12 protein-coding genes are annotated in these 18,089 nt (G+C 47.4%); 9 read left to right on the top strand and 3 right to left on the bottom strand.

Annotation, left to right across the window (positions count from 1 at the left end; genetic code table 11):
- The first annotated feature begins 72 nt into the window (after positions 1-72).
- The 3 genes from EX191_RS19080 to EX191_RS19070 all read left to right on the top strand — a co-directional run bounded on the left by EX191_RS19080 (position 73) and on the right by EX191_RS19070 (position 4,177).
- The gene (locus EX191_RS19080) at positions 73-1,380 is read left to right on the top strand and encodes an anaerobic C4-dicarboxylate transporter (RefSeq protein ID WP_193448287.1); all 1,308 of its coding nucleotides are present in this window, start codon (positions 73-75) and stop codon (positions 1,378-1,380) included.
- Between the two features lie 161 nt (positions 1,381-1,541).
- Positions 1,542-3,353 carry a protein-disulfide reductase DsbD gene (locus EX191_RS19075; RefSeq protein ID WP_193448286.1) on the top strand — a complete coding sequence of 604 codons (1,812 nt, stop codon included), beginning with the start codon at positions 1,542-1,544 and terminating at the stop codon, positions 3,351-3,353.
- A gap of 194 nt (positions 3,354-3,547) precedes the next feature.
- Positions 3,548-4,177, top strand: a complete 630-nt coding sequence (locus tag EX191_RS19070; RefSeq protein WP_005397542.1) for a response regulator — start codon at positions 3,548-3,550, stop codon at positions 4,175-4,177.
- 2 nt (positions 4,178-4,179) lie between these two features.
- Here EX191_RS19070 and EX191_RS19065 read toward each other — a convergent pair whose 3' ends face one another.
- Positions 4,180-5,925 (bottom strand): potassium/proton antiporter, encoded by a 1,746-nt coding sequence (locus EX191_RS19065; protein WP_006742992.1) that lies wholly within the window; start codon positions 5,923-5,925, stop codon positions 4,180-4,182.
- A 520-nt stretch (positions 5,926-6,445) separates the two neighbouring features.
- On the opposite strand from EX191_RS19065, the gene EX191_RS19060 reads away from it, so the two are divergent.
- The 5 genes from EX191_RS19060 to EX191_RS19040 all read left to right on the top strand — a co-directional run bounded on the left by EX191_RS19060 (position 6,446) and on the right by EX191_RS19040 (position 11,170).
- Entirely contained in the window at positions 6,446-6,709 is a 264-nt protein-coding gene (locus EX191_RS19060) for a DUF4212 domain-containing protein (RefSeq protein WP_005397548.1), read from the top strand.
- A gap of 12 nt (positions 6,710-6,721) precedes the next feature.
- Positions 6,722-8,449, top strand: a complete 1,728-nt coding sequence (locus tag EX191_RS19055; protein ID WP_005397550.1) for a sodium:solute symporter family protein — start codon at positions 6,722-6,724, stop codon at positions 8,447-8,449.
- A 256-nt stretch (positions 8,450-8,705) separates the two neighbouring features.
- Complete coding sequence (locus tag EX191_RS19050; protein WP_012841321.1) at positions 8,706-9,188, top strand: hypothetical protein; 483 nt, start codon at positions 8,706-8,708, stop codon at positions 9,186-9,188.
- 201 nt (positions 9,189-9,389) lie between these two features.
- Positions 9,390-9,767: a hypothetical protein gene (locus EX191_RS19045; RefSeq protein ID WP_012841320.1), complete on the top strand. Its 378-nt coding sequence runs from the start codon at positions 9,390-9,392 to the stop codon at positions 9,765-9,767.
- A 17-nt stretch (positions 9,768-9,784) separates the two neighbouring features.
- A complete protein-coding gene (locus EX191_RS19040; RefSeq protein WP_152815385.1) occupies positions 9,785-11,170 on the top strand; it encodes a class II fumarate hydratase in 1,386 nt (461 codons plus the stop codon).
- A 94-nt stretch (positions 11,171-11,264) separates the two neighbouring features.
- Here the strand turns inward: EX191_RS19040 and EX191_RS19035 are convergent, their stop codons facing one another.
- The gene (locus tag EX191_RS19035; RefSeq protein WP_193448285.1) at positions 11,265-14,696 is read right to left on the bottom strand and encodes a hybrid sensor histidine kinase/response regulator; all 3,432 of its coding nucleotides are present in this window, start codon (positions 14,694-14,696) and stop codon (positions 11,265-11,267) included.
- A 134-nt stretch (positions 14,697-14,830) separates the two neighbouring features.
- On the bottom strand, positions 14,831-16,018 hold the full coding sequence (locus tag EX191_RS19030; RefSeq protein ID WP_005397849.1) for a 3-phenylpropionate MFS transporter: 1,188 nt from the start codon (positions 16,016-16,018) through the stop codon (positions 14,831-14,833).
- Positions 16,019-16,248: 230 nt separating this feature from the next.
- Here EX191_RS19030 and EX191_RS19025 point away from each other — a divergent pair, with 230 nt between their 5' ends.
- On the top strand, positions 16,249-18,075 hold the full coding sequence (locus EX191_RS19025; RefSeq protein WP_193448284.1) for a DUF294 nucleotidyltransferase-like domain-containing protein: 1,827 nt from the start codon (positions 16,249-16,251) through the stop codon (positions 18,073-18,075).
- The last annotated feature ends 14 nt before the right edge of the window (positions 18,076-18,089 follow it).

Raw genomic sequence — 18,089 nt, 5'->3', positions numbered from 1 at the left:
TCTCTGAGCATTTACTCCTGTTCCTGAGTGTTCAAAAAATCAGAATCAAATAAAAACTAAAGAGGTATCAATATGGTCATGGTCGAACTCTTCGTGGTTCTGCTCTTCATCTATTTGGGGGCAAGAATCGGTGGTATCGGCATTGGTTTTGCCGGTGGTGCTGGGGTCATTGCGTTGTCTTTGATCTTGGGCGTACCAACAAGCCAAGCTTACATTCCCGTTGACGTAATTTTGATCATCATGTCGGTCATCACGGCCATCGCAGCAATGCAAGTGGCTGGTGGTTTAGACTGGATGGTGCAAGTTGCTGAAAACTTTTTGCGCAAGCATCCTGAGCGCATCACCTTTTATGCGCCTATCGTAACTTACCTAATGACATTAATGGCGGGTACTGGCCACACGGCATTCTCTACTTTGCCAGTAATTGCAGAAGTCGCGAAAGGTCAAGGTGTGCGCCCTTCTCGTCCTCTGTCTATTGCGGTTGTCGCATCGCAAATCGCGATCACTGCCTCGCCAATCTCAGCGGCTGTTGTAGCGTTTGCGGCAATGCTGCACCCATTTGGCGTTGACTACCTAACACTACTAGCAATCTGTATCCCAACGACGTTCATCGCGTGCATGATCGGTGCGTTCGTTGCGAACTTCATGGGCTGTGAGCTAAAAGACGATGCTGAATACCAAGAGCGTCTAGAAAAAGGCTTAATCAAGCTAAATACAGAAGCAAAACGCGAAATCCTACCAACAGCGAAGAAAGCGACGCTCATCTTCCTAGGCGCAATCGCATTCGTAGTGTGTTACGCAGCAGCAATTTCTGGCTCTGTTGGCCTTATCGAGAACCCTGCTCTAGGTCGTAACGAAGCTATCATGACGGTAATGCTAGCAGCCGCGGCAGCTATCGTAATGAGCTGTAAAATCGACGCTGGCAAAATTCCAGCAGCAGCAACATTCCGCTCTGGTATGACAGCGTGTGTGTGTGTTCTTGGTGTGGCATGGTTAGGTTCTACGTTCGTTAACGCGCACGTTGACGGCATCAAAGAAGTCGCTGGAGCACTACTAGCAGACTACCCATGGATGCTAGCGCTTGTTCTATTCTTCGCGTCTATGCTGCTTTACTCGCAAGGTGCAACCACGGTTGCGCTGATGCCAGCAGCACTTGCTATCGGTGTGGCACCACTTACCGCAGTTGCATCTTTCGCAGCAGTAAGTGCGCTATTCGTACTGCCAACTTACCCAACGCTTCTAGCAGCGGTTGAGATGGACGACACGGGTTCAACGCGTATCGGTAAGTACGTATTCAACCACCCATTCTTTGTACCTGGTGTGGTAACCATTGCTTCTGCGGTAGCACTTGGCTTCGCATTCGGTGGTCTACTGATCTAGTGGAAACAGAGTCTTACTCGGGGAGCTTCGGCTCCCTTTTTTATTGCCTGTCGTCTTGAATTATGCTCAATAAATCTTCATTTTCATGAAACTTATTGACTCGCCTCCGGGTCTGATTGAGTTACACTAACGGCAATTATCTAAGATGAATTGACTCTTTTATGCGCGCATTACTTTCCGTTTTACTCTTAGGGCTTATTACCTTTTCCACTCCGTCTTTGGCCTTGTTTGGCAAAGACCAGTTTACCAATAGCCAGAACAACAGTTTTGGTAGCAGCAGCGACAGCTTTGTTCCGGTCGATCAGGCATTTCCGTTTAATTTCTACCAGCAAGACGACAAATTGATGCTCGATTGGCAGGTACGCGATGGTTATTACCTGTATCAAGAGCGTTTATCTGTGTCTGGTGAGAACATCTCACTGGGCGAACTGCAAATGGAAAACGGCACGCCACATAAAGATGAATTCTTTGGTGATGTGCATATCTATACCACACCACTATTTGTCAATATCCCACTGAGTAATTGGCAAGAGGGCGCACGTGTCATTGTGCAATATCAAGGCTGTGCGAAAGCGGGCTTCTGCTACCCACCAGAAACACGTGAGATTCCAATCAGCGCGTTTTCTTCATCCAATTCCGACACCGTAGCACCGACTGCCAAGGCACCGACGACAGAAAAAGCACAGCCAGCAACAAAACCAACCTCCACTTCAGTACCAGTCAGTGAGCAAGATAGCTTGGCCGCGAATCTAGCCGACAAGTGGTGGACGCCGTTGTTGTTTTTGGCACTTGGTGTGGGTCTAGCATTTACCCCTTGTGTGCTGCCGATGTACCCAATTTTGACCAGCATCGTGCTTGGTGGCGGCAAACTGAGCCAACGTCGTGCGCTTGGTTTGTCATTTGTTTACGTACAAGGCATGGCGCTGACTTACACGCTGCTCGGCCTTGTAGTGGCGTCTGCGGGCATGCAGTTCCAAGCGGCGATGCAACACCCTTATGTGCTGATTGGTTTGAGTGTACTGTTCATTGCATTAGCTCTGTCGATGTTTGGTCTGTACTCATTGCAGTTACCAAGCAGCGTGCAAACGTGGCTGAATAACTTAAGTAACAAGCAGCAAGGTGGTAGCAGTGCTGGCGTGTTTGCAATGGGGGCAATATCTGGCTTGGTTTGTTCTCCGTGTACTACCGCCCCACTCTCTGGTGCGCTGCTTTACGTCGCACAAAGTGGCGACTTACTCACTGGTGGGGTCGCCCTTTACGCGCTGGCGATGGGCATGGGGATTCCGTTGATCCTTGTGGCGGTATTTGGCAACAAGTTGCTACCAAAAGCCGGCGGTTGGATGGACCGCGTGAAAACGCTGTTCGGCTTTATTCTGCTTGCTGCGCCTATCTTCTTATTGGAACGCATCATGCCAGAAATGTGGTCAACAATTCTGTGGTCAACACTGGGCATCGCTGCCTTTGGTTGGCTGTATCATGTGAAAAACAGCTTGGAGTTTGGTGGCTGGAAACAAAGCGCCGTTGGCATCATCGCCGTATTGGGTTTGCTCGCGTCAGCACAGCCAGTATTAAATTACTGGTTTGGTAATAACGCAACGCAAGCTAAACAAACTTCCGTAAGCTTTACACGCATTGCCAATGTTGCAGAGTTGGAAGAACAACTAGCGCTAGCCAAAACAGCTGGCAAACCTGTGATGCTCGACTTCTACGCCGATTGGTGTGTGGCGTGTAAAGAGTTTGAGAAGTACACCTTCCATGATCCAAGCGTCGAAGCCAAGCTAAAAGACTTTGTTCTTTTGCAAGCTGATGTAACCAAGAACCAAGTGCAAGATATTGAGTTACTCAAACACATGAACGTACTTGGCTTGCCAACCATCGAGTTCTGGGATGCGAATGGCGAACACATTTCAAACGCGCGTTTAACCGGCTTTATGCAAGCCGAGCCTTTCTTAAAGCACATCCAACAATTCTGATCATCAGATATTCAAACGCCAGTGATGACCACTGGCGTTTTTTATTACCCAGATTTGAATGAGAAAATTGCGCTTATATGCAATTTTCCTAATAAAAGTCGATTTGGTTCAGACTTTTAGCGAATAAATATTGTCCACTCTCTCAAAGCTGGACAATAATAAATTTAACGAAATAGTCAAAAGTGTTTAACGTCATGGATTCGACCTACACCATCATCATTGCAGATGATCACCCACTCTTCCGTAATGCCTTGTTTCAATCTATCCACATGGCAATCAGTGGGGCAAATTTGCTGGAAGCGGACTCACTCGACGCACTACTGGCTTTGTTAGAGCGAGAAGAAGAGCCAGATTTGGTGCTATTGGATCTCAAAATGCCAGGAGCAAATGGTATGTCTGGCTTGATTCACTTGCGAGCAGAACACCCAGACTTACCAATCGTCGTCGTCTCGGCTAGTGAAGAGCCAGCGATCGTGACACAAGTGAAAAGCCATGGTGCGTTTGGTTTTATTCCTAAATCGAGCGACATGCGCGAACTGGTGAATGCGCTCAATCAAGTGCTCAATGGCGACCCGTATTTTCCTGAAGGGCTGATCACCAATAACGCGGCATGTAATGACTTAGCGGAGAAGATTGCCGCGCTAACGCCACAGCAATATAAGGTGTTGGGGATGTTGTCTGATGGCTTACTGAACAAACAAATCGCCTACGAATTGAATGTTTCAGAAGCCACCATCAAAGCGCATATGACGGCGATTTTCCGCAAGCTCGGCGTAAAAAACCGCACACAAGCCGTCATCATGCTAACGGAGATGAACGACTAGGTTCACTCCTCGTCAGCGAGCAGGCTTTGCTCGCTTGGCAAACGGATACCTACTTTGGTGACTTGTTGGTCAACGACATCGGCAATGATCCATTGCAAGCCTTGCCACTCGAATTGGTCCCCTAACACTGGTGTAGTCCCCAGTTGTTCTTCTACAAGGTGTCTTAAGCTTTTATCGAGTGACTCATCGCCCAAGTTCAAGCCATACATCATCGCGATATCGGCAAGGTTCACTTCAATATCTAGGAAGAAATCACCAAAGAATCGTGCCAATGACGCTTTCTCAGGCGCTTCACTAAATAGCAAGCTCAGGGCATCCAAATCCTTTTCTTGTGCCAACACACACAAGGTATCGTCTTCTTCGAGGCGCGTGCTGCCTGACGGATGCAATAACGCCTTATTGCGAAATACTGCGGCGATGCGCGTTCCATCCGGCATCGAAAGACTACGCAATGGTTCACCAATACACCATTTATCCGCTTTAAGCTTATAGATAAACAGCTCCCACTCACTGGTCGGGTAAATCTCCACACCAGTGCGTGAAATTGGCTCAGGTTTAGAAGGCAGCTCTACCTTCGCCAGAGACATCGCTTTAGTCAATGTGCCACCTTGCACAATCAAAGAGACCATTACCACGAAAAACGCCAAATTGAAGTACAACTGCGCATCTGGCAATCCTGCCATCATTGGAAATACCGCCAGAATGATTGGGACAGCACCGCGCAAGCCCACCCAAGAAACAAACCACTTTTCACGTGGTGTGAAACTCTTGAATGGCAGTAAACCGATCCAAACCGAGATTGGACGGGCAAATAAAATCATCCCAAAGGCCAGCGCTAAACCAGGCAAAGCAATAGAGAGCAAGTTGGAAGGCGTAACCAATAAACCAAGCACGAGGAACATACCGATTTGAGCTAGCCACGTCATGCCATCTAGAACATGAAGAATGGAATGGCGGCTGCGTGTTGGACGATTACCTAGCAGTAAACCAACCAGATAAATTGACAGAATACCACTGCCACCTAATGCATTAGATAAAGCGAAAATCAGCAAGCCACCACTGACGGTTAAAATCGAATATAAGCCATCCGGCAGTTGATTACGATTGATGACCTTCCACAAAATCCAGCCACCAGCAAAACCGAGTAAAGCACCAATACCAAACTGCTTAAGAAAACTGAGCGCCAAAAAGCCCACACTCAAATCTGCATCTGGGTTCGCTAAAATAGCAATCAGAGTAACAGTCAGAAACACCGCCATAGGGTCATTGGTGCCAGATTCAATTTCTAGCGTTGAGCCAACACGTTCGTTAAGACTACGACCTTTGAGTAGAGAAAAAACCGCGGCGGCATCAGTGGAGCCGACAATCGCACCAACTAATATACCTTGCAGCAAGTCTAAGTCGAATAACCACGTTGCCATCAGCCCGGTCAAAATAGTGGTGATTGCAACCCCAAACGTTGCCAAGGACACCGAAGGCCATAACGCCACCCTAAAGCTGGCAACCCGTGTTCTCATACCACCATCGAGCAAAATGATGGCTAATGCGAGGTTACTGACCAAGTAAGCGATCGAAAAATTATCAAATAAAATACCGCCTAAACCGTCTTCCCCCGCCAGCATTCCAACGGCTAAAAATACCAAAAGAATTGGGATTCCCAACTTAGAGGAAACTGGGCTTAAAAGAACGCTAAGTGCGATTAACAACGCACCTATAAGAAAAAAACTATTAATGGTGTCTGCGTCCATTCTCACCCTCCCTTAATGAAAAACGATATGCTTGTGATGAGCTAAGGCGACTTCGTTAATAAGTTAATGCCTTAATCTGCCTCCTCCTTAAACCGTCCCAAAGCGCGAGGTTGTACGAGAATGACTCAGTTATATTACTTTATTGTGCGCTAAAACGGTGATTTGGTACGAAAACTTTATGTAAATAAATTACTTGTGAATTTTTCACGCCAATTTTTTCGCTGATTGATAAAAAGAAGAACGCAGAATGTTTCTGTTAAGGATCGCTAAAATCAATGAAGAAAAAATTAATCACGTCTCTTATTCGTGCTTTTTATCATTTTTCTCCTTAGACCTTTGGCTAATTTAACAGCTTTTTAACATTAACAAATAACCCTAACTATTCTCTAAGCGCCCATATCACGGGAGTTTTTTATTTTTTATACCCCGACTAAAGTTGAAAAGAGTTCTTGCCAACACCTTGCTAATGTACATGTTGAAACATTTTTTTAACAACAATACCAATCGTAAGGAGACGGCAATGGCATTTGAAAGCGAAGAAAGAGCCAAAGCCTATTGGGACAAAAACGTGAAGCTCATGATTGGCCTTATGGTCATCTGGTTCGTAGTGTCTTTCGGCTGCGGCATTTTATTTGTCGACGTACTTAATCAATTTCAATTAGGTGGATACAAACTTGGTTTCTGGTTTGCTCAGCAAGGCTCCATCTACACCTTCCTAGGTATTATTTTCTATTACGCATGGAAGATGCGCCAAATCGACCGTGAATTCGGCGTAGATGAGTAAGGAGTAACTCAGATGGATTTGAAAACTATTACCTACCTGGTTGTTGGTGCAACCTTCGTCCTCTACATCGGTATTGCGATCTGGGCGCGTGCGGGGTCAACCAAAGAGTTCTATGTCGCAGGTGGCGGGGTCAACCCAATCGCTAACGGTATGGCAACCGCTGCTGACTGGATGTCGGCGGCATCGTTCATCTCAATGGCGGGTCTGATTGCCTTTATGGGTTACGGCGGCTCCGTATTCCTAATGGGTTGGACGGGTGGTTACGTACTGCTTGCACTGTTGCTCGCCCCTTATCTACGTAAGTTTGGTAAGTTTACGGTGCCAGAGTTTGTTGGTGAACGCTTCTACTCGAACACGGCACGTATCGTGGCGGTTATCTGTCTTATCATCGCATCGGTCACTTATGTTATCGGCCAGATGAAAGGCGTTGGCGTTGCCTTCGGTCGCTTCCTAGAAGTTGATTACTCAACAGGCCTACTGATTGGTATGTGTATTGTATTCATGTACGCAGTACTTGGCGGCATGAAAGGCATCACATACACGCAGATTGCTCAATATTGCGTACTCATTCTTGCTTACACTATCCCTGCAATCTTTATCTCTCTGCAACTTACAGGTAACCCGCTACCTCAGATTGGCCTCGGGAGTACCATTCAAGGCACCGATGTTTATCTGCTCGATAGGCTCGACCAAGTGGTGACCGAACTCGGCTTTAGTGAATACACTACGCAGGTTCGCGGTAGCACACTAAACATGTTCGTTTACACCATGTCATTGATGATCGGTACTGCAGGTCTACCACACGTTATCATCCGTTTCTTTACAGTACCTAAGGTGCGTGATGCGCGTACTTCTGCAGGCTGGGCACTTGTGTTCATCGCTATTCTATACACAACGGCGCCAGCAGTATCAGCAATGGCACGTCTAAACCTAATGGATACCGTCAACCCTGCGCCTGGTCAGCACCTTGCGTATGATGAGCGCCCTGATTGGTTCAAAAACTGGGAAACAACAGGTCTATTAGGCTTTGATGATAAGAATGGCGATGGCCTGATCGAGTACACCTCAAATCCTGATACCAATGAATTGCGAGTTGACCGTGACATCATGGTACTAGCAAACCCAGAAATCGCTAAGCTACCAAACTGGGTCATTGCACTCGTTGCCGCTGGTGGTCTCGCTGCAGCACTATCCACAGCAGCGGGTCTGTTGCTTGCTATTTCGTCGGCGATTTCCCATGACTTAATCAAAGGGGTTATAAATCCGAACATATCCGAGAAGAAGGAGCTGCTTGCCAGCCGAATCTCGATGGCGGTGGCAATCGCAGCCGCAGGCTATCTCGGATTGAATCCTCCAGGCTTTGCAGCTGGTACGGTGGCGCTCGCCTTTGGTCTTGCTGCGTCATCCATCTTCCCTGCGTTGATGATGGGTATCTTCAGTAAAGGCATCAATAAAGAAGGCGCAATCGCCGGTATGATTGCCGGTATCAGTATCACACTGTTCTACGTATTCCAGCACAAAGGCATCCTATTCGTTGCTGACTGGAAATATCTAGAAAGCTGGGGAACCAACTGGTTCCTAGGTATTGAGCCAAACGCGTTTGGTGCTATCGGCGCACTATTTAACTTCATCGTGGCATTCGCGGTATCGAAAGTTACGGCGGAAACACCTCAAGAAGTTAAAGATCTTGTTGAACACGTTCGTGTCCCTGTTGGTGCAGGCGATGCCGTGGATCACTAAAATATAACGCAAGCCACAAAAGCCCCACTTGGGGCTTTTTTATTCACCTAACTTATTCTAATAATTAGATTCCCTGAGCCGTAGCAAGGAAGCACACGAATGGCATTGGTTATATGTTCGGGGAACGCAGAAACCATTGTTTAGAACAAGGCAAAGATTGCAGCAAGCTAGTTGCTCTACCTTCAAAATCATTAACGAAGTTATTAGTGATTTTAGCCAGTTAAAATGAACAGATAATTGATGGAATTAGTATTTTATGTTCAAAAACAAGCACTTTATTCTCGCTCTGCTGATTGCGCCGATTCTTTCTTTGATCGCCTACTTCGGCACCGATATGGCACTCAGCGAGAAACCCCACGCGGCACAAGAAGGGGAAACTTACAAACTCGCGAGTAAGTCTAACTGTCGTTACACCAGTGGACTGTGTGACATGGAAAATGGCGACTTTAAAGTGAAGTTTCGCTCAGAACAGCTCACGAAAAATGGCTTAGAATTGTCACTCAATGCCGCCTATCCACTCGAAGGGGTCAAAGTTTCCATCGTTAATGACGAAGAGAAAAATGCTCAGCCGATTGATATGAAGCCCGCCGATCAGGCTGGAAAAAGTTGGTACATTACCTTACCAAGACCAGCATCCGCAGAAAGTTGGTTAAGAGTCGTCATTCAATCTGGAGGCACACTTTATTACGGCGAAACACAAACCGCGTTTGTGAAGTACGAAACCTTATTTACAGAGTAATGGCCACAGATAAAGACACCGATATCCAAAACGTCGATACCTCATTGTCACCTCAGGACTAAATAATTCCCTCTCTGCCGACGCTTTTACGTCGGCTTTTGTTTCCGTAAGTCTTTCTTCAACAACCTCTTACTCTAAAAAGGGTTGCCAACCCACCACTTAATTGATAATAATTATCATTACATTAAACAAGAGGTGGTTATGGACAACAAACGGGACATCTTCAACGCATTTTTTAAAGCACAAGATAGATTCCTTCTCGCCGCACCACACGGCTTTGAGCCAGACGTAATTCATGACTATATTCATTGGGGAATGGTGTTGTCTTCCTGCTATGAACACGGTGCCGATGAAGAAAATCTATTGTTGTGTGAGCTGTTTTTGCGTCAGGTTTATTTCCATCTACTAGACGCAATTCAAGACTCCACTCGCAGTCGCATCTTCCGTCGTGTCTGTCTCGATTCTATCCATACGCCATTATTCTGTCTCAAACGCTATTACTATCAGTTTGAACAAGGCGACGTGAAATTTCTCGCATTACAACAACAATTACGCCTGATTCAAATCTCACTCGATTAACCAAAAGGATCCCTACCATGAGCACCGAATTCCGCATAGAAACTGACAGTATGGGCGAAGTGAAAGTCCCAGCAGATGCACTCTACCAAGCCCAAACTCAGCGCGCCGTCGATAACTTCTCATTCAGTCAATATAAGATGCCATCTGGCTTCATCCAAGCGTTGGCACACATCAAGCAGACTGCGGCACTCACCAACGCACAATTGGGGCTGCTTGAAGGTGATATCGCTAATGCGATTGCTGACGCAGCTCAGGCGATTATCGAGGGCAATCATATTGAGCAATTTCCAATTGACGTATTTCAAACCGGATCAGGCACCAGCTCAAATATGAATGCGAATGAAGTGATTGCAACACTGGCCTCCCAGCATCTAGGCGGTACCGTCAGTCCTAATGATCACGTCAACATGGGACAAAGCAGCAACGATGTGGTGCCAACCGCAATTCAAGTTAGCGCAGCATTAGCCATTGAAAAACAGCTCTTTCCGGCCCTGTCACACCTCAGCCAAGCACTAGAGTCTAAGCAGCAATCATTGAAAGATGTTGTAAAAACCGGTCGCACTCACTTAATGGACGCGATGCCCATTACCTTTGCTCAAGAGCTTGGCGGTTGGCAGTTCCAAATCGACCATGCTAAGCAAGCGATTGAGCAAGCACTGCCAGCGGTAAAAGCCTTAGCCCAAGGTGGTACAGCGGTTGGCACGGGGATCAATGCCGATCCACGCTTTGCAGACTTATTCGCTAGCAACCTAACCCAGTCAACTCGTATTCAGTTCACGGCCAGTGATAACTTCTTTTTCAATTTAAGCAGTCAAGATGCGATCGTCGCTCTGTCGGGACAGCTCAAAACAGCAGCAGTTGCGATCATGAAGATCGCAAACGATCTTCGTTGGATGAATTCAGGCCCATTGGCTGGTTTAGGTGAGATTGAATTACAAGGCTTGCAACCGGGTTCTTCCATCATGCCTGGCAAAGTAAACCCTGTGATCCCAGAAGCCGCAGCTATGGCCTCAGCGCAAGTCATTGGTAATGACACCACTATTACCGTCGCGGGCCAAGCTGGTAACTTCCAACTAAACGTCATGCTACCTGTCATTGCTCATAATATATTGGAGAGCATCGAGTTGCTCGCTAACAGCGCAACCGCTTTATCCGATAAGGCCATTGCAACATTCGAAGTTCGTCAAGATAACTTGGATGTAGCGCTCGCCAAAAACCCAATTTTGGTCACGGCCCTCAACCCGGTCATTGGCTACCTGAAAGCGGCAGAAATCGCGAAGAAAGCCTATAAGCAGGGTCGTGCGATTATTGATGTCGCAGAAGAAGAAACCGATTTAGATAGAGCCACGCTAGAACGATTGCTTAATCCCGCAAAACTCACCCAAGGTGGTGTTGCGGAATAAGCGGCAAACTCAGCCTACAAACCAAAATAAGATTACAAACACAGAGACCTCCATTCGGAGGTCTCTTTTATAGCAACGCTAAAACACTTTAAATCTATGCGACGCGGTTGAGCACCGAACGCAATTTAAGCGGCTTAACTGGCTTCGCAATAAAGCTGAACCCATTTGCCTTGATGCCATCAAGCATATCATCGGTGCGATCTGCACTAATGATGACGCCTTCAAAGCTGTGGCCTAATCTCAGGCGGCATTGCTGTAGCACTTCTAAACCAGTACGACCATCATCAAGTCGGTAATCGGAAAAAATCACGTCCGGAATCCAACCATCCTCGAGAGCTTGTAGACTTTCTACCAAATCGGTCGCCACTCGCGTATCGCAGCCCCATCGAGACAGTAAGTTTTCCATGCCGACTAGAATGTCAGGCTCATTATCGACACATAGAATTCTTAGATGACCAAGTTCAGATTGGTTACTTGTCGTGACTTGAACTGGGGGCGGCTGCACATGATCGGCTTTATCAAGCGTGATGGAAAAGACACTGCCTTTACCAACCCAAGAACGCATCGAAATTTCATGCCCGAGCACTTGAGCAATTCCCTTGGAAATCGCCAAACCAAGCCCGAGACCTTGGTCGGAACGAACTTGAGTTCCGCGATTAAACTCTTCAAAGATCTCTTGCTGCTTCTCTTCTTCAATACCTACACCGTTGTCCCACACATCAATACGCACTCGCCCTTTTACCCGGCGAACACCAAGCGCCACTTTGCCATTCGGGTTATAACGAAACGCATTGGTCAGGAAGTTTTGCACCACACGGCGCAGCAGTTTGGGATCCGATTTCACCATGAGTGAGGATGGAATCATGGTGAATGCTATACCTTGTTGCTTGGCTAATGCGCTGAACTCCGCATTCAAATTCGACAACACATCGTTTAACGCAAAACCGTGCACATTGACTTCCAGCTTGCCCGACTCCAAGCGCGAAATATCCAGCAAATCTCCTATCAGGTCTTCGGCCGCCTCTAAAGCACTCTCAATGTGAGCCGACAGCTTTTTGGCTTCGCTGTCTTTGGCTACTTCCGACAATGAAGAAGCGAACAGGCGCGCAGCGTTGAGTGGCTGCATCAAGTCATGGCTTACTGCCGCCAAGAACCGTGATTTGGACTTCGATTCCAAATCGGAGCGTTGCGTCGCTGCCACCAGCTGCTTGTTAAGTTGTTCTAATTCCCGAGTCCGCAGACGTACCCTTTCTTCCAATGTCTCGTTGGCGTCTTTCAGCGCTTGCTCTGCATCTCGGAATACGGTGATGTCGGTAAAGCTCATCACAAAGCCACCACCTGGCATTGGGTTACCTTGTACCTCAATCACGCGACCATCGGGGCGGACCCGAGAAGAGGTGTGCCGAGTCCCTTGCTCAAGGTGATACACACGGCGACGGACGTGGTCATCAGGATCGCCTGGGCCACATAAACCTTGCTCTGCATTGTGCCGAATCACATCCGCAATCGGTCGCCCAACTTGGATCAAGCCTGGCGGAAATTCAAAGAGTTCTAAGTAGCGTTGGTTCCAAGCCACCAAGCGTAATTGCTTATCGACCACCGCAATACCTTGGCCGATATGTTCAATCGCCCCTTGAAGTAGGCCTCGGCTAAAATCGTACAGTTCAGAGGCTTCATCGACGATAGTCGCCACCTCTTCAAGCTGCATGTTTCTTCCCTGCAACGCAGAAGTGAGTACTAACTTAGCAGAAGAAGCGCCGAATACCCCGGCTAATACACGTTCGGTATGTCGAATCAGAGAAGATGGCGCCTGCTGATTCGGCATTAGCTCTTCTCGTTGCTGGCTCCAATACGCTTGAAAAGCCGCTTTTACTCGCGTTCGCCCAACAAACCTAGACGCTAGCATTTCTAGTTCCGCAACCGTAACACGACTCTGGTATAGGCTCATGTTTTCGCTTTCAGGCAGTGGCGTACCAACGAATGATGCCGATTGTAAGCGCTCACTTAGGCTTGGTCGTGTAGTCATAGAAACCACGACAAAACACACTGCATTGGCGACCACGCTGAGGATCATCCCCCAATCTGAAATCGCAATGTCAAAGCCAGCCAATACCTCTGGTGGGGTGATCAACCAAATCAAAAAGTTGTTACTGGCATTCCCGGCAAGCATGTCCGTTTGGCTCATTAACGTAATCAGCCAAATGGTAAAGCCTACCGCCAAGCCAACATACACACCCTTCTTATTCCCTTGACGCCAGTACATACCGCCCACCAGCGCAGGCGCGAATTGCGTGATCGCCGCAAATGAGAGAAAGCCGATCGCTGAGAGTGAGTGAATGGTATCTAACGCTTGATAAAAACCCCAAGCGCCAATTAGTAGGACTAAAATCAGACCACGGCGGATCCGCAGTAATAATTCAGAGAAGTGATGATGGTTACGCTGCGTCAATCGCATGCGACGCAATAGTAGTGGCATAACCAAGTCGTTCGATACCATGATCGCTAAGGCAATCGTCGACACGATAACCATGCCACTGGCCGCCGAAGTGCCACCTAAAAATGCAAGCAAAGCGATTTCACTCGCCCCTACCGACATCGGCACACTGATCACATAAGTATCAGGCGAAGCACCACTCAACAAACCTTGCCCTACCCACGCAATAGGTAAAACAAAAATCCCCATCAAGATCAGATAAATGGGAAACAACCAACGAGCAACATGCAAATCTTGCGCGCGTTCATTTTCCACTACCATCGTATGGAATTGTCGTGGAAGACAAACAATCGCCAGCATCGTGAGTACGGTATGAATCAATATGGTCGGGATGTTTGGTGACTGATACGTCTGTGCGGCAACATCAACTAAGCTCAAATTCTCGGTGTTCATCGCCAACCAAACAATGAATACACCGACTACTAAAAACGCCAACAGTTTGATAATCGATTCGAAGGCAATCGCCATCATCATCCCACGATGGTGTTCCGTGTTATCAATGTGCCGGGTACCAAATAGCATGGTAAAAATTGCCAGTGCGACCACGACAAACCACGACACGCTATCGTTTTGATAACCAAAATCGGTAGCCAGTTCTGGGGCAATGATTTCTAGCCCCATGGTGATACCACGCAACTGCAAAGCGATGTACGGCAAAATTCCCGCAACTGCAATGAGTGTAACAACTACGGCCAAACCTTGAGATTTGCCGTAACGAGCTCCGATAAAATCAGCAATCGACGTGATGTGTTCCCGTTTAGCAATCAAAATAAGCCGAGCTAAAACGCGCCATCCGATGGTAAACACTAAAATGGGGGCAATATAGATGGGCAAGAAAGACCAAGGGTTACTGCTGGCCTGCCCGACCGTGCCGTAGAAGGTCCACGATGTACAGTACACCGCAATGGAAAGGCTATAAATCCACGGCCGCCAGCGTGCTAACCACCTTTTCTGAATGTCGCCGTACCACGCGATGATAAATAAGGCTCCCAAATACGCCAAAGAAACGGGAACCACCAGCCATCCTTGCATCCGATATCCTTTCTTGCCTTTCTTGCCGTTTTAAAGCAAGAGAATAAAAAAACCTCTCCATTAGGGAGAGGTTTCATTTAACACTGCTTTCACAACGGAGACAAAGCTTAGTTTTTAACCTTTGTCACAGAAGTCTAATTCTGTGTTTCCAGTGACTTGTCTGATACATCGACCACATGATGTGGCTCTTGTGGTTCGAGCTTGATGAACAATGCCAATAAACCCATCGCGGCCATGCCCCAGAACACAAGTGGTCCCCAGTGCTCATAACCCCAACCGCTCAACACGGTCATCAGTGCGATGAATGCGCCTAGCGGAATCGCGTTATACAATGCTTGCAGCGCCACTATCTTATTCTCTTCCGAGTTTTGGATATATTGAATCGCAGCAATGTGTGCCGTTGCGAATGTCACGCCATGCAATAATTGAACAATCACCAAAGCAACAATCGACGTTGTCGATGCCGTAATGCCCCAACGCATCATCACACCAACGGCAGCAACAACAAATAACGCGCGCATTGACCAACCGACGAATAAACGCTTGCTCAGCGCAAACACTGCCACTTCGGCTGCAACACCCAAGCTCCACAGATAGCCAATCACATCTTCCGAATGACCTGCGGCTTTCCAGTGAATAGCGCTAAAACCGTAGTAAGCCGCATGACTGCCCTGAATTAATGACACCAACACTAAGAATTTAAGTATCGGCTTGTCTGTCAAAAGAGCACTCAGTTTTGGACGCTCCGCGCTTTGCCCACCAAGCGTAACGGGCATCGGGTTAGTCATACGCATTGAAAATAGCAACGAAACTAATACCCCGGCCATCGCCGTGTACAAGATCATATCAGAGCCAAATTCAGCCACCAGATAACCCACGGCCGTCGAACCCGCGATAAAGGCGATCGAGCCCCATAAGCGCGTACGGCCGTAGTCGAGCATTTTCAGACGAGCGTAGTAGTTTGCCATCGCATCCGATAATGGAACAATCGGTCCACAACAGAGGTTAAATAGCACCGTCGCTAACGCCATTAACCAAAAACTGCCACCTGTAAAAAAGTGAAATCCAACAAAAAGGAGGGCAGCGAAACTCAACCAACGTAAAGCAGGCATAAGGTGTTCAACTTTGTGCACTCGTGGGGTGATCACGATATTGGCGACACAACGTGTCGCAAGACCCAACCCAACTAGCAAACCGATGTCGGTCGAAGAGACACCTTGCTCCTTAAACCAAAGTGACCAAAATGGCAGATATACGCCATACGCAAAGAAGAATCCGAGAAAGTACTGGGAAATCCAGCCATACGGAGAAGGTTTCAACATTACTAATATCCTAAAACGGGAACATCAACGTTCGAACCGGGAATTATGGATCGCTATGCGTATTATAAAAAGGGAAGAATAGGCAACTTATCGTTTCCTCGATGGAATACTAACTTTGCGACATTGGCCATCTTAAAGCGAAATCATCGTGATTTAGACCAAAGTCGTCTGGCTTCCGGTAGGAAATTTGTCAGACTTAGAGAGTGTTCCTTCCATCATTGGGTGTTCTCATGCCTGACAAATTTAACATGCAATCTCCACCGTTCGACCGCTTAACCGAAGCACAACAGACACGACTGCGCTCGTCTCTGGACGTTGCCTACTATCGAGCTCGAGATGTAATTTTATCTTGCGGACAGAAGAACCCTCACTTGCATATTCTGATCAAAGGCGCGGTAGAAGAGCGCTCCCAAGATCAGCAGGAAGTGTTCGCGCATTATGCCAACGACGATATGTTTGATGTGCGCTCATTACTTGAAGACAACGTACGTCATCAATACATCGCTCTTGAGGACACACTCTCCTATCTGCTGCCGAAAGACGTCTTTCTGGCGCTTTACAACGAGAATGGTCAGTTTGCGGCCTATTTCGATAACAATTTATCAAAGCGACAAGAGCTCATCGAAGCCGCTCACCAACAACAAAACTTGGCAGAGTTTATCCTCACCAAAGTGGACCGCAGCATTTATCACCCACCGATGATCCTTGAGCCAAATACGCCGATTAACGAGGTGACGCACACCCTAAAAGCAAATGGGATCGATGCAGCACTTGTCAAACTCAATGATGACGATCCGCGATTAGAAAAATGGCCTTCGGCTCATCCATACGCCATCGTGACGCGCACCAACATGCTGCACTCCGTGATGTTAGATGGCTGCGCACTCAATACCCCTGTCGGTGATATCGCCACCTTTCCTGTCTATCACGTTGATGATGGTGACTTTTTGTTCAATGCCATGATCACCATGACTCGAAATCGAATGAAGCGTCTCATGGTATGTGATGGCAACCAAGCCGTCGGCATGCTGGATATGACCCAAATTCTCAGCGCGTTCTCTACCCACTCTCACGTATTAACGCTCAGTATTGCCAGAGCAAGCAGTGTGGAAGAGCTCGCATTGGCCTCAAACCGCCAGCGTCAATTGGTCGAGAGTTTATTGAGAAACGGCATCCGCACTCGCTTTATCATGGAGCTGATTTCCGCCGTGAACGAGCAAATTATCGAAAAAGCGTTTGAGTTAGTGGTTCCACCTGCCTTGCACGATCATTGTTGCTTAATCGTGCTCGGCTCAGAAGGTCGAGGAGAACAAATTCTCAAGACAGACCAAGACAATGCTCTAATTATTCAAGATGGTTTGGAATGGCCTCATTGCGAACAAGTGATGCAATCCTTCACGCACACTCTACAACAGCTCGGCTACCCACTCTGTCCGGGTAAAGTCATGGTCAACAACCCGAAATGGGTCAAAACGCAGCAAGAGTGGATAAACACCTTAGACCGCTGGATAGCCAAAGCCGAACCACAACAAATCATGGACTTAGCCATTTTCAGTGACGCCCATGCTGTTGCGGGGAATCGCGAGCTGCTGGCTCCAATCGCGGTCCACCTTCGCGACACAATGAAAGATCGCATGTTGATACTGTCTGATTTTACTCGCCCTGCCTTGCAGTTTTCTGTGCCCCTAACTCTGTTTGGCAACGTAAAAAGTGCTAAGGACGGATTAGATATTAAACGCGGCGGCATTTTCCCAATTGTGCACGGCATTCGCACCTTGTCTTTGGAATATGCCATTGAGGAGAAGAACACGTTTGAGCGCATTGAAGCACTGAGAAATAAGCGCATCTTAGAGCCTGATACGGCAGATAACCTCAACGAAGCACTGAAATTGTTCTTTAAGGTTCGCCTTAATCAACAACTCAAAAAGCAAGAAGCATTAAATAACATTGATATTAAACAACTGGATAGAACCGAGCGTGATTTACTTCGCCACAGCTTACATGTCGTGAAAAAATTTAAGCAATTTTTAGGCTTCCACTATCAAATTCGTGATTAACCATGATTTTCATA

It is taken from the genome of Vibrio chemaguriensis (assembly GCF_012275705.1).
Lineage (GTDB): Bacteria > Pseudomonadota > Gammaproteobacteria > Enterobacterales > Vibrionaceae > Vibrio > Vibrio diabolicus.
The sequence above is the reverse complement of the archived record's forward strand: the minus strand, read 5'-3'. Positions and strand labels throughout refer to the sequence as shown.